This is a genomic window from Streptomyces sp. LUP30 (assembly GCF_001746365.1).
Lineage (GTDB): Bacteria > Actinomycetota > Actinomycetes > Streptomycetales > Streptomycetaceae > Streptomyces.
Genome location: NZ_MJAJ01000026.1, coordinates 57,807 through 71,355, shown reverse-complemented (window position 1 = coordinate 71,355; position 13,549 = coordinate 57,807). Strand labels below are relative to the sequence as shown.

Sequence of the window (13,549 nt, the reverse complement as noted above, 5' to 3'; positions counted from 1 at the left end):
GGATCTCCCACCGCCGGCTCTCTGCTGTCCGGAGAAGGACCGGAGTTCAGTGACCCGCGTGCGCGGAGTGGTCGGTGCCCTCTTCGATGTCCCCGCCGAGCGTGGTGCGCAGCGCGGCCACCGTGGAGTCCTCGCCGACGGCCACCCACTTGCGGCCGACGAGGTAGTGACCGCCGTAGTCCTTGGCCGTGTTGATCCACTCGCGCAGTCCGCGGTCCGTGGCGAACGTGGCGAGGATGAACTTGCCGTCGGCGTTCTTGCAGATGGCCTGGCGGATCTCGTCCGCGTCGGTCTGCATGTCCGGTGTGCACTTCACCGCCGCGGCCAGTTGCTCCAGGCTGCCGTTCGCCACCCCGGGGATGGACGCCTCGGCTTTCCCTGAGCCGCCGGAAGAGCATCCCGCCAGCAGCAGCGCCGCAGCGGCGGCGGCCGCCGCGAGCATCGGTCGGGTCATCTTCATCTGTTCCTCCAAGCAAGAGCCTCGCTCTGGATACGGCTCCCGCGCGCGGTGCGCTCAAAATACCGGTGCCGGGTGGGGACACGCGTGCGAGAGTGGCCCCGTGAACCAAGACTGGGAAGATCGCGTGACCGCCGCCTGGACCTCCTTCGACGACTACCCGCAGGAGAAGGCAGCGGACTTCCGGGCCGTGGTCGACGCACTCGCCGCCGAGCTGCCCGAGGGCAGCCCGCTGGGCCTCTTCGAGCAGGCCTGCGCCTGGGACTCGACCGGCCGTTCGGACCTGGCGGCCCCGCTGTACCGGGAGGCGCTCGCCCGCGGCCTGAGCGACGTCAGCGGCTACAAGGGCAGGCGCGCCAAGATCCAGCTCTCCAGCTCCCTGCGCAACATCGGCCGCGCGCAGGAGGGCGTCGAGTTGCTGACCCCCGAACTGGACCGCCCGTCCGACGAGTTGGACGACGCCGTACGCGCCACGCTGGCCCTGTGCCTGTCGAGCCTCGGCCGGGACCGCGAGGGCCTGTCCCTGGTCCTCGGCGCCCTGGCCCCTCATCTGCCGCGCTACCAGCGCTCGATGGCCAACTACGCACGGGCGCTCGTCAACCACTGAACGGCGACGCGCACATCCGCGACGCCGACGCGACACCGAAGCGCCCATCGGAGCTGCGGTGACGACCGGCGGGCCGGCGTGGTTCACGCCTGCGGCCGGCGGGTGGAGCCGTTCGTCAGCAGGGGAAGGGCGGCACACCGGCCGACGGCCGCCGGTCGCGCCGGTGCGCGCCGGGCCGGTGCGCGGTGACCATCGCACGTCTCACTCGTTCTGCTGGACGTGCAGTCACAGGATGTCGCCCCGCGCCCCGCAGCCGGATCCGCCGCCGACCGGATCGTCGACGTCGAGCAGGCCGAAGCCGCGCTCGTCGAGCACTACCCGCGTCTCGTCCGGCTCGCCTATCTCGTGCTGCCGCCCGGCCTCGGCCGCGGGCGGCGCGTCCTGACCGCGCACGCCCTCGTCCAGCGCGCCCTGCCCCGCGGCCGCGCCTCCGTTCCCGTCATCCCGGCCCAGTCCACCGGCCGCGACGGCGACCCCGGGTACGCCTACGTCCGTCTCCAGGTGATCCGTACGGCGCTGGAGGCGGGGGTGCCCCTGACGCTGCGGGCGTGGCCGAAGCGGGCGCAGTTGCCGCCGCTGTTCCCCCAGGTGTGGGGGCTGCGCCTGTTCCCCCGCCCGGGCGGCGCCGACGAACTCGCCCTGGACCAGCGGCTCGCCGCCCTGTCCGGCCCGGCGCGCGCCGCGTACGTCCTGCGCGGTCTGGAGCGGCTTCCCGACGGTGATGTGCGCGAGGCGCTGACCGAGGCCGGCGTCGAGGAGGTGGAGGCTGCCCTGCGGGAGGCCGCCCGGGTCCCGGCCGCGGAGCACGCGCTGCTCGCCGAATCGACGGAGTTCGACCCCTGCGCCCTGCAGGCCCGGCCCACCGATCTGATCCGGCGGCGCCGGCACACCAGGGCAGCGCTCGCCGCGGCGGCCGCGCTGGCGGTGTGCGGCGCGCTGGTCGCGCTGCCCGGCGACGGCTGGGGACCGGACGGGGCGGCCGCCCCGGTGTACGCGCAGAACCCGGCCGCCGAGGCCGCCCTGGACCCCGGGCGGCTGGTGCGGATCTCCCCCGCCGCCTGGAAGACCTCCGCCCGCACCGACTTCTCGGTGTGGCCCGCGCGCGGCGCACTGACTCGTGACACCACGCTGCTGCGCCGCGCGCTCGCCGTCTGGGCCCGCCCGGGTGAGACCGTCCAGGTGTCCGCCACTCCGGAGACGCCGGCCGGCGGTCCCGCCGGTCCGCCGCAGCTGCTCTACGCGGGCGAGGTCGGCAACGCGCGCGTGGTGATCCTCTACGACGGGCTGCGCATCGCCCGCTACGCGGAGCCCAAGGACGGCACGGCCGGGGCGGCCCTCGACTTCGCGCGGGCCGACGGCGCGTCCGGCGCCGAGGCGGCGGCGCTGGTGCTCGACCGGGCCGACGGCAACGTCCGCTACCTCACGGCCCCGTGGGTGACCAAGGCCGCCGAGCGGGACCTGTCGAAGCCGGGGGCCGGGTCGATGGAGCTGACGCTGACCGACGGGATCACCTCGCCGCTGGCGAGCCCGGCCACCCGCACCGGCGCGTGCACGACGTGGAACGTGCTCCAGCTGACGGACGCATCGGGCAGTCATCTCCTCAGCGACCTCGGCGAACTCGTCCCCGCCCGCCTCACCGCGGGGCGTCCGGGCGAAGCCCGCGAGGCGAGCGGCGCGCAGGCGCTGCGCACCTGGGCGCCGTTCGCGTGTTCGCTGGCCGACGCGCGCGGGCAGGGCGTACGGACGGTCAACGCATGGGGCTACGCGCGCCAGCCGCTGCCCGACGGGAGCGGCTCGGCGGCCTGGGTGTGCACCAGGGCCGAGACCTGGCGGGGCGACGGGAACCGGGTGCTGGCCCAGTTCCACACGCCGGGCGGGCTGTTCGGGGCGGCCGTGGCGAAGGCCGGTGACGTGCCGGCGTGCGGCCCGCGTGATCCTCATGTGCTGGCCGGGGTGCTGTGGAAGTCCAAGGGCGGCCACTGGTACCTCCTCGCGGCCGGCGACAAGGAGACGGCGTCCGTGCGGTCGACGGGCGGGGTGCGCGGCTCCGGGCAGGGCAACCTGCTGACGGTGGCGGCGAAGCAGGGCGCGCAGGCCGGTCTGGAAGGCCGGTTGAGGGACGGGCGGCCGATCGGCGGACTGCGCTGACAGCTCGTTCGGACGAGTTCGGGCGAGTTCTCGCGAGTTCTCGCACGGGGGTTCACCCGAGGCCTACCCATCAGTACATTGACGTCATGTCTAACAAGGCCGACCGGGCGCCCCTCAAGGCCCGCAAGGTGTCCTTCTCCTGGGAGGACACCCCGCTGCACTGGGTGCCGGGGGACCCCTTCACCACGCACACCGTCAACGTGCTGCATCTGCTGCTGCCGGCCGGTGAGCGGTGGTTCGTGCACGTCTACCGGCAGGTGCTGCCCCTCGTCCGGGACGAGCGGCTGCGCGAGGACGTCATCGGTTTCATCGGGCAGGAGGCCATGCACTCCCAGGCCCACGACGAGGTGCTGCCGCATCTGCGGGAGCAGGGGCTCGACCCGACGCCGTACACCGCGCAGGTCGACTGGTTCTTCGAGAAGCTCCTCGGGGACCGCACCCTGCCGCCGGGGCGGGCCCGGCACTGGTGGCTGATGGAGCGGGTGGCGCTGATCGCGGCCATCGAGCACTACACCGCGTTCCTCGGCGACTGGGTGCTCAACGCCGGGGAACTGGACCGGCAGGGCGCCGACCCCACCATGCTGGACCTGCTGCGCTGGCACGGCGCGGAGGAGGTCGAGCACCGGTCCGTCGCCTTCGACCTCTTCCAGCACGTGGACGGCGGCTACCGGCGCCGGGTGCGGACCTGGGCGACGGCGTTCGCGACGATGGTGTTCCTGTGGCAGCGCGGGATCCGCTTCTTCATGGCGAACGACCCCACCCTGGTCGACGGCCGCGGCTCCCTCAAGGACTTCTACGTCCGCGGCCGGCGGGGCACGCTGCCCGCGACCGGTGATCTGCTGAGGTCGGTCCCGCGCTATCTGAGCCGGGCCTACCATCCCTCGCAGGAAGGGTGCACCGAGCAGGCGGTCGCCTATCTCGCCTCCTCCCCCGCCGCGCTGGCCGCGCTCGCCGCGGAAGAGAGGGCCTCGTGATGCCGAAGCCGCTGTCCCTGGTCGCGTTCGCCGGCGCCACGCTGCTGGTCCGGCGCGCGCTGCGGCACCGGATCCGGACCTCGCCGCTGTGGCCGATGCCCGCCCTGGAGGAACCGGTCTCCGGGCGGCCCCGGTCGCGGACGCTGCGGCTGCGGGTGGCCGCGCGCGAGACGGTCGCCGACGGCGTCGTCCGACTGCGGCTGGAGGGGACCGGATTGCCGCGCTGGGAGCCGGGGGCGTATCTGGACATGGTGCTGCCGTCGGGGCTGGTGCGGCAGTACTCGCTGTGCGGGGACCCGCTGGACGCCACCTCCTACACGGTCGCCGCGCGGCTCGTGCCGGACGGGCGGGGCGGCTCGCGCGAGGTGCACGAGCAGGTGCGGGAGGGGACGGAGGTCGAGGTGCGCGGGCCGCGCAACCGTTTCCCGCTCGTGCCGGCCCCCTCGTACCTCTTCGTCGCCGGAGGCATCGGCATCACGCCGATCCTGCCCATGCTGCGGTCCCTGCCCGAAGGGGTCGGGTGGCGGCTGGTCTACGCCGGTCGCACCCGGGCGTCGATGCCGTTCCTGGAGGAGCTGGCGGCGTTCGGGGAGGACCGGGTGACGGTGGTGGAGGGGCGGCCGGATCTCGACGTGTCGCTGGCGGGTCTGCCCGAGGCGACGGCCGTGTACTGCTGCGGCCCCGAGGGGCTGATGGCGGCGGTGCGCGCACGGGCTCCGCAGGTGCGGCTGGAGCGGTTCGCCGCCCGCACGGTCGGTGACGGGATGCCCTTCGAGGTCGAACTGCGGCGCAGCGGAAGGACGTTGACGGTCCCCACCGACTCGACCCTGCTGGCCGCCGTGCGCTCCGAGCTGCCGGACACCGTCTACTCGTGCGAGCAGGGATTCTGCGGGACCTGCCGGCAGAGGGTGCTGGCGGGCGAGGTGGATCACCGTGACGAGCTGCTCACCGACGCCGAGCGCGGCGACTCGATGCTGATCTGTGTCTCGCGCGCACGAGGTGAGCGCCTCGTGCTGGACATGTGATCGTGCGGTCGACGGATCACGCGGACACCTGGACCGGTCCAGGCCGTTCGAGTCCGGATTCGATCGGTAAGGTGTCCGCATGACTACCTCGGTTCGTCGCAGAATGGGAGTCGAGGAGCGTCGGCAGCAGTTGATCGGCGTCGCCCTCGAACTGTTCGCCCAGCGTTCGCCGGACGAGGTCTCGATCGACGAGATAGCCGCGACCGCGGGTATCTCACGCCCCCTCGTCTACCACTACTTCCCCGGTAAACTCAGCCTGTACGAGGCCGCGTTGAAGCGGGCTTCGGAGGATCTGGCCAGCCGGTTCACCGAGCCGCGCGAGGGGCCTCTGGGCGCCCGGCTGCTGCGCGTGATGCACCGCTTCTTCGACTTCGTCGACGCCCACGGACCCGGTTTCTCCGCCCTGATGCGCGGCGGCCCGGCGGTCGGCTCGTCGACCACCAACGCGCTCGTCGACTCCGTGCGCCAGATCGCCTACGAACAGATCCTGTCGCATCTGGACATCACCGATCCGCCGCCGCGGCTGGAACTGGTCGTCCGTTCCTGGATCTCGCTCTCCGAATCGACCGCGCTGATCTGGCTGGACGGGCGGCGCATCCCGCGCGAGGAGCTGGAACGGCAGCTCGTGCACGACTTCGCCGCGCTGACCGCCGTCAGCGCGGCCTACGACGACGAGCTGCGCATCCTGCTGCGGCCCGTGCTGGGCGACGAACCGGCGGACGGTCCCTTCGGCGACCTGGCCACCCGCCTGATCGCCCTGGCCTCCTGAACGGTCAGGCCTCGTACTTGCGGTACGACGGGTCGAGGTCGCGGACCTCGGCGGACACGTGCAGGCTCACACCGTCGACCGGCGCGATGTGCTTGCGCAGCAGCTCCAGAGCGGATTCGGCGAGGCGGGCCTTGGTCTCGTCGGTCCGGCCGGCCAGCAGGGCGATCGTGAGGTTGACGATCGCCGGGCCTCCGTCGCCGTCCGCCGCGACGGCTCCGACCACGTCCGCCTCGGTGCGCAGGACCCGCGTCTTGCACGCCTGCAGCTGCGCGGCCGCCGTCTCCACGACGACGGGGTGCAGTTCGAGCGCGAATCCGCGCCAGTCGACGTGGTCGAGCCCGGAGGAGACTTCGACGGTGATCTGCGGCATGGGCACCTCTGTTCTAGGTCAACTGGTCCCACCTTAGAACCTCAGGACAGGTCCTGGTCCGTCAGCCGCAGGGCCAGCATCGCGACGTCGTCCTCGCGGTCGTTGCCGAAACAGCTCAGGAGCGTGTCGCACAGGGCGTCCAGGCCCGGCATGGCGCCGGTGGCCGCCGCGCGCAGCTGCTCCATCGACACCGCGAGGTCGGTGCCCCGGGTCTCGATCAGCCCGTCGGTGACCATGAGAAGCCGGTCGCCGGGCTCCAGGAACAGCTCGGTGGGCGGCGGATGGGGCAGGCCCGGGCCGAGCAGCGGACCGGCCGCCTTCACGTAGTCGGCGCTGCGGCCGTCCCGGACGATCAGCGGCGGGATGTGGCCCGCGTTGGCGACGCGGGCGCGTCCGGTGCCGGGGTCGAGCAGGACCAGGCAGACGGTCGCGGTGACCCCAGGGTGGTAGCGCTGGAGCATCTGGTCGAGGCGCTCGGCGAGCACGGCCGGGTCGCTCTCGTCGACGCAGTAGGCGCGCAGCGCGTGCCGGATCTCGACCATCACGGTGGCCGCCTCCAGCGAGTGCCCCACGACGTCGCCGACCGCGGTCAGCACCCCGTCCCCGGCGCGCAGGGCGGCGTAGAAGTCGCCGCCGATCTCCGTCTCGCGCGACGCGGGCACGTACCGCACGACGACGTCGACGCCCGGCAGCTCGGGCAGCCGGTGCGGCTGGGGCAGGAAGCTGTGCTGCAGGGTGAGGGCGACATGCCGCTCGGCCCAGTACATCAGCAGCGGCTCGGCGGCGAGCGCGGTGGCCTGGGCCAGCCGGGCCAGCAGCGACTCGCGCTCGGGGTCCACCCGGCGCACCCCGCGGGTCGGGGTGGCCAGACAGACCGCCCCCCGGCCGTCCTGGGTGGGGATCAGCACCAGACGGGCGTCGTGCTGCATCCCCGGCCGGAAGACTCCGGCCGGCCACAGCGGCGCGGACGCCGTGGTGATCCGCACCCCCGCCTGCCCGTGGGTGAGCCGCCGCAGCAGTGTGACCACGGCCCGGTGGGCCTCCGCGTCCGGCAGTGCGAGCGAGGTGCGGCTGCGGGGAGCGCCGCGGTAGAGCTCGTCGTCCGGCCCGAGGACGAAGACGGCGGCGGGTGCGCCGGTGAGCCGCGTCGCGCCCTCGGCGGCCGCGTCGGCGAGTTCCTGCGGGGAACGGGCCGACTGGATGGCCACGATCGCCTCCGACAGCAGGGTCAGCCGCCGGGCCGCCGCCTGGTCGTCGGCCCGCAGCCGTGCGGCGCGCACCGCGGCGCGGACCACCGCGTCGATCTCCCCGGGCGAGGCGGGCAGCGTCAGACGCGCCTCGCCGCCCGCGTCCGGTCCCTCCGCCGGGTCGCCCGGCTCCCGCGGTTCCGTCCCCGCCGCCGAGAAGTGCACGACGGGCACACCGGCCATGTGCGGCCTTGCCTTGAGCCGGCGGCGCAGTTCGAAGCCGCTCATGTCCGGCAGCTCCACGTCGACGAGGGCCACGTCGGGCAGGCCGCCCTTGCGCAGCCGCACGTCCAGTTCGACGAGCGCCTCGTGGCCGGTGCCGACGGCGACGACCTGGTGACCGGCACGGCGCAGCACGGTCCCCAGAGCGAACCGGCCGGCGGCCGTGTGGTCCACGACGAGCACCGTCGTGTCTGTCCGTCTGCCGTCGACGCTCATCAAGTCAGCCTCGGACTCGCTGGTGGAGCAGACCCGGTTTCGAGGCCTGCTCCACCACGGTAGTGCCGCTGTCTAGGGCGTCGTCCGGGAGAACACCGCCACGGTCCGGGCCGGAACGGCGAACGTGCCCGTTTCCTTCGTGTACGAGGAGGAGCGCACGGTCTGGTCCGCGCCGGTCGCCTGCACCGGGTGCAGGCGGTAGCCGGTCCCGGCGAGCGCGGGGACCGTCTGCTGCTGCGCGTCGGGCGTCGCGTTGAACACGACGACCAGGTCGCCCAGCAGCATGGTGATCACCCCGGGGGTCTCGTCCTTGCCGGACAGCGGGAAGGACAGCGCCGACTGGACCTGCGCGGCCGTCCCGAGGGAGAACGCCTTCTCCGTCGTCCGGATCCGCAGCAGGTCGCGGTAGGCGGCGGAGGCCGCGGTGATCTGCGGACAGCCCACTTCGACCGTGTTCAGCAAGGGCTTGGCGTAAGGCCACTTGGACGCGTTGTCGGCGGCCGGGGGCAGTCCGCGGCCGAAGCCGTTGCCGGCGGCGCAGTTCCAGTGGATCGCGTTGAACCAGTCGCCGCTGTCGAAGGAGTTGCGGTCGAGGGACTTCGAGCGCAGCAGGTCGGTGCCGGCCTGCGACAGGGCCGGGCCCTGGGAGAGCGCGGCGGTGGCCATGGCCAGGACCTGCATCCGGGAGCGGTCGTCGGCGGAGGTGCCGGCGGGCAGCTTGTAGGCCAGGGCGTCGAACAGCGACTCGTTGTCGTGGGCGTCGACGTAGGCGAGGGCGTCGCCGGGCGCGTGCGCGTAGCCGGCCGGGCCGCCGTTGTAGTCGACCTCGGCGCCGGTCACCTCCTTGCCGTCGGAGTCGGTGAAACGGTAGGCGGCGAGGTTTCCGGACAGGCCGACCTTGAGGAGGTCCTGGTAGTGCAGCAGCCGGGCCTTCTGCTGTGCCGAAGTGCCGTTGTTCGAGGAGGAGTTGGGGTCGGTGTACAGCCCGGAGGCGAAGCCCTGCGCTCCCGGGTCCTCGTCGAAGGGGCCGCCGCCGCGGACGGCGTCGCGCGCCCGGTCGGAGAACGTCGCGACACCGGTTCCCGCCATGTTCTTCTGTGTGGCCTGCACGAAGCGGGCGTCGTCGGCGACCTCGCCGAAGTTCCAGCCCTCCCCGTAGAGAATGATCTTCTTGCCGTCGACGCCGTCCCGGGCGGGGGTCAGCGCGTCCAGCGCCTTGCGCACCGCGAGGATGTTGGCCTTCGGGTGGTGCCCCATGAGGTCGAAGCGGAAGCCGTCGACCTTGTACTCCCTGGCCCAGGTGACGACCGAGTCGACGACCAGTTTGCCCATCATGGCGTTCTCGGTGGCCGTGTTGGCGCAGCAGGTGCTGGTGGCCACGGAGCCGTCGGCGAGGAGCCGCTGGTAGTACCCGGGGACGATCCGGTCCAGGACGCTGGTCTGCGCCTGGCCGCTCGCCGCGGTGTGGTTGTAGACGACGTCCATGACGACCCTGAGGCCGTCGCCGTTGAGGGCCTGGACCATTCTGCGGAACTCGACGGTGCGGGCCGTCCCGTCCGGGTCGGTGGCGTAGGAGCCTTCGGGGACCGTGTAGTGGTACGGGTCGTACCCCCAGTTGTAGGCGTCCTTCGCGGCGATCGCGGAAACGCATTCCTGCTGTTTCTCGGAGGCCGCCGGGTAGGAGGCGAGGTCGCAGGCGGGAGTCGCCTGGTCGGCCTTCTTCTCGGCGATGGTCGCGATGTCGAAGACGGGCAGCAGGTGGACGTACGAGGTGCCCGCCGCCGCCAGCTCCCGCAGGTGCTTCGAGCCGTCGCTGCCCCGGTCGGTGAAGGCGAGGTAGGCGCCCCGGTCCTTCGCCGGGACGGTCGGGTCCGCGACGGAGAAGTCCCGGACGTGCAGTTCCTGGATCTGGGCGTCGCGCAGCGGGACGGCCTTCGGCTTGGCGAGCTTCGACCAGCCGCGGGGGGCCAGGGCCCTGTCCCCGAGGTCGACGACGAGGCTGCGCGCGGAGTCGGCGGTGAGGGCGACCGAGTAGGGGTCGGTGACCTTGTTGACGACGACCTTGCGGACGCTGGGCGCCCACACGGTCACGACGTAGCGGTAGGGCTTGTTTTTCCAGCTGCTCGGGCCGGTCACCGACCAGACGCCGGTGGCGCCGTCGCGCCGCATGGCGACCGTGGCGCCGTCGAGTTCCAGGGCGACCTGCTGCGCCGTCGGCGCCCAGACGGAGAGCGTGGGGCGGCCGTCGCGGAAGACCGGGCCGAGCCGCGCCGTGGTCGCGCCCGCGTACAGGTCGTCCAGCGCGCCCGCGATCTGCACGCCGGTCGCCGCCAGGACGCCCCCCTCTCCGGTCCGCTGGGTGGCGACGACCTGACCGGTCAGCGCCTCGCGCACCCGGTCGCGGTCGCGCGGGTCGACGGACCAGGCGGTGTAGTCCTTGAGGTGCGGGTACCTGGCCTTCTGGGCGTCGGTGAGCGCGCTCTTCGTCAGCCGCAGCCACTTGGCGTCGCCGGTGAGCCTGCCGTCCTCGACCGCGATCGCGCCCTCACGGCTGTAGAGCAGCTGCGTGGAGGCGGCGCCCTGCGAGCCGTTCCAGGCCACGGTGTTCCGGTCGATCCAGACCGCCTTGGAGGTGGTGAGGTCGAGGGCCGCCGCGGACCCGGCCGGCTGCGGGAGCAGGTACTTCTCCTGCCCGTTCAGCAGCCACACCTCGTGGCCGTTCGCGGTGAGGTCCAGCGAACGGTCGGCGGCGAGATCCTTCTCGTCCCCCTTGTGGACGATGTAGCTCAGGCTGGTGGCGCCGGCGGCGAGCGGCACCTCGAAGACCGCGCCGTAGGCGTCGGTCCGGGCCGGCTGGAGGGGCTTGGACCATTCGGTGGGGTTCGCGGCGCCCGTCCAGACGTGCAGACCCCAGCCGTCGTAGTCCCCGTCGGCACGGTGGTAGTGCAGGACGGCCTTCGCGGTGTCCTGGGCCGGGTAGTCGGGCCGTTGCGTGAGGACCGCCTCCTTGCCCTGCTCGATCCAGACCTCACCGGTCTTGGTGACGTCCACGGTGCGGTCGGCGGAGACGTCCTTGTTCCCCGCCTTGTCGATGACGAGGAAGCCCACGCTCGACGCGCCCGGCTTCAGCTTGACGTACGCGAAGGCGCCGTACGCGTCCCGGCCTGCGAACGGGTGGCTCGCGGGCCAGGTGGTCGACTCGCCGTCGGCGAGGTCGCCCCAGGCGTACAGGCCCCAGTCGGCGTAGTCGCCGTCGGTGCGCTTGTAGTGGACGATCGCGTAGTCGCGCGAGGACGCGGTGGGAACCTCCTCGGCGGGCGGGGTGCCGGTCACGGAGGCGGCGGTGGCGGCGGAGGTGCGCCCGGCGGAGTCCACGACGACGGCCTTGTAGCGCAGGGGGGTGCCGGCCGGCACGTCCGCGCCGATCGTCTGGGTGACCTTGTAGGGGGCGTGGTCGGCGGAGCCGAGGGTCCGCCACCTGCCGTCGCCGGTCTGGGCGGCGAACACGACGCGGTCGAGCCGCCCGCCTCCCCCGACGTCCGCGCCGAGTTCCACGGTGCCGGTGGCGCCGGCGGCGGGGGCGTGCAGCGTGATCGTCGGCCGGGCGGCGGGGGCGGCCGGCCTGCGGTCGGCCTTGAGGACGATCGCCGAGCCCGCGGGAACGGTTACCGTGATTTTCTCGTCGGCTCCGGACGTGACCGTCTTCCTCGTGCCGTGGATCCCGCGGAACGCGGTGTTCGCGGAACCGGTTGCGAACGTCGCCTCCTTCGCCGTGCCGGCGTTGTTGAAGGCGACGACGTACTCGGCCGGGTCCTTGCCGAGGCCGCTGCGGGAGAAGGCGTAGACGCCGGGACCGTCGGCCGCGTAGCGCTCGGTCTGGACGCCGTCGGTGAGGGCCGGGTTGGCCCTGCGGAGTGCGGCGAGGCCCGCGATCTGCCGGTACAGGGGGGCGGAGGCGTCGTAGGCGTCGCTCGCGTGGGTGCGGTCGGTGCCGATCTCGTCGTCGTCGAGGTAGTCGGCGACCTTGGAGGCGAACATGGTCTGGCGGGCGTCCTTGTCGCCGCCGGAGCCGGTGAAGCCCTGCTCGTCGCCGTAGTAGACGACCGGATTGCCGCGGCTGAGGAACATCAGCTCGTTGGCGAGTTCGTCCTTGGCGAGGAGTTCGGCGTCGGTGGCCTTGGGGTCGTCCTGCTTCAGGAAGTACCCGATGCGGCCCATGTCGTGGTTGCCGAGGAAGGTGACCTGCTCGTAGGCGTTGGCCTTGTCGGTCGTGTACTTGTAGTCGTCGGCGAAGACGGACGCGAGCTTCTTCGCGCTGCCTCCCTGGGAGGCGTACTGGCGGGCCGCGTCCTGGAAGGGGAAGTCGAGAGTGGCGTCGAGACGGCCCCGGGTGACGTACGGGGACGTGACCGACGTGTCGGCGGAGTAGACCTCGCCGAACATGAAGAAGTCGTCACGGCCCTGCTTGGCCGCGTAGGCGTCGAGGGCCGTCGCCCACTGGGTCCAGAACTGCATGTCCACGTGCTTGACGGTGTCGATCCGGAAGCCGTCGATGTCGAAGTCGCGCACCCAGCGCTGGTAGATCTTCTCCATCCCGCGGACGACCTCGGGACGCTCGGTCCACAGGTCGTCGAGCCCGGAGAAGTCGCCGTACGCAGTGGACTCGCCGGCGTAGGTCGAGTCACCGCGGTTGTGGTACATCGTGGGGTCGTTGAGCCAGGACGGCGTCTTGGCGTTCTTCTTCGCGGCGGGGACCGTCGGGGTGCGGGGGAAGGAGTCCGCGTCCACGGCCGGGAACTCCGACCGGCCGTCGGCGTGGTCGGCGTCGTCGAAGGGTGTGCCGTCCTTCGCCAGATACGGGAACGCGCCCTTGGACAGGTAGTCGTAGGACTTCTCCGCGTAGTCGACGACGTCGGCGGTGTGATTGGTGATGACGTCGAAGAAGACCTTCATGCCCTTGGCGTGCGCCTTGGCGATGAGGCTCTGCAGGTCCTCGTTGGTGCCGAAGTGCGGGTCGACCTGGGTGAAGTCGGTGATCCAGTAGCCGTGGTAGCCGGCGGAGGCGTCGGCCCCCGTGCCCTGCACCGGCTGGTTCTTGAAGATCGGGGCCATCCAGATGGCGGTGGTGCCGAGGCCCTTGATGTAGTCGAGCTTCTTCGTCAGGCCCTTGAGGTCGCCGCCCTGGTAGAAGCCCTTGTCGGTGGGGTCGTAGCCGGTGGACAGCCGCGAGCCGGTCAGTCCGCCGCGGTCGTTGGCGGTGGTGCCGTTGGCGAAGCGGTCCGGCATGACGAAGTAGAACTGCTCACGGGTGTCGTCGTGCCGGGCGGGCTCGGCGGCGAGCTTCGCGTCGGAGGGGGGCGGGGGCGGGCTGTCGGCCCGCGCCGCGAGCGGCTGGACCAGGGCGGCGGCCAGGGCGGCCACGGCGACGGCGGCCACTCGTCCGGCGCGGGCGGTTCGGCGCGTCCCGGGCGCCGGCCATCTCGGTATCACAGGTGGGAACTCCTTGCGGCTGCG

General features: G+C 72.5%; 9 protein-coding genes. 5 read left to right on the top strand and 4 right to left on the bottom strand.

Translation table 11 applies throughout. The annotated features are described in order from the left end of the window. Positions 1-46: 46 nt before the first annotated feature. Positions 47-460: a hypothetical protein gene (locus BG482_RS22050; protein WP_069770805.1), complete on the bottom strand. Its 414-nt coding sequence runs from the start codon at positions 458-460 to the stop codon at positions 47-49. Positions 461-560: 100 nt separating this feature from the next. Here BG482_RS22050 and BG482_RS22045 point away from each other — a divergent pair, with 100 nt between their 5' ends. The 5 genes from BG482_RS22045 to BG482_RS22025 all read left to right on the top strand — a co-directional run bounded on the left by BG482_RS22045 (position 561) and on the right by BG482_RS22025 (position 5,980). Beyond that, a complete protein-coding gene (locus BG482_RS22045) occupies positions 561-1,064 on the top strand; it encodes a tetratricopeptide repeat protein (protein WP_069770804.1) in 504 nt (167 codons plus the stop codon). A gap of 219 nt (positions 1,065-1,283) precedes the next feature. Beyond that, positions 1,284-3,212: a hypothetical protein gene (locus tag BG482_RS22040; protein ID WP_069770803.1), complete on the top strand. Its 1,929-nt coding sequence runs from the start codon at positions 1,284-1,286 to the stop codon at positions 3,210-3,212. Positions 3,213-3,298: 86 nt separating this feature from the next. Continuing rightward, positions 3,299-4,186, top strand: coding sequence for a metal-dependent hydrolase (locus BG482_RS22035; protein WP_069770802.1), 888 nt, complete (start codon positions 3,299-3,301; stop codon positions 4,184-4,186). Next, entirely contained in the window at positions 4,186-5,211 is a 1,026-nt protein-coding gene (locus tag BG482_RS22030; protein WP_069770801.1) for a PDR/VanB family oxidoreductase, read from the top strand. The genes BG482_RS22035 and BG482_RS22030 overlap by 1 nt, the downstream gene beginning before the upstream one ends. 79 nt (positions 5,212-5,290) lie before the next feature. Further along, the gene (locus BG482_RS22025; protein WP_107450679.1) at positions 5,291-5,980 is read left to right on the top strand and encodes a TetR/AcrR family transcriptional regulator; all 690 of its coding nucleotides are present in this window, start codon (positions 5,291-5,293) and stop codon (positions 5,978-5,980) included. 4 nt (positions 5,981-5,984) lie between these two features. On the opposite strand, the gene BG482_RS22020 is transcribed toward BG482_RS22025, so the two are convergent. The 3 genes from BG482_RS22020 to pulA form a co-directional block, all read right to left on the bottom strand. After that, positions 5,985-6,350 carry a 5-carboxymethyl-2-hydroxymuconate Delta-isomerase gene (locus BG482_RS22020; protein WP_069770799.1) on the bottom strand — a complete coding sequence of 122 codons (366 nt, stop codon included), beginning with the start codon at positions 6,348-6,350 and terminating at the stop codon, positions 5,985-5,987. 41 nt (positions 6,351-6,391) lie between these two features. Next, positions 6,392-8,035 (bottom strand): fused response regulator/phosphatase, encoded by a 1,644-nt coding sequence (locus BG482_RS22015; protein ID WP_069770798.1) that lies wholly within the window; start codon positions 8,033-8,035, stop codon positions 6,392-6,394. 72 nt (positions 8,036-8,107) lie between these two features. After that, the gene (pulA, locus tag BG482_RS22010; protein ID WP_069770797.1) at positions 8,108-13,525 is read right to left on the bottom strand and encodes a pullulanase-type alpha-1,6-glucosidase; all 5,418 of its coding nucleotides are present in this window, start codon (positions 13,523-13,525) and stop codon (positions 8,108-8,110) included. Between the last annotated feature and the right edge of the window lie 24 nt (positions 13,526-13,549).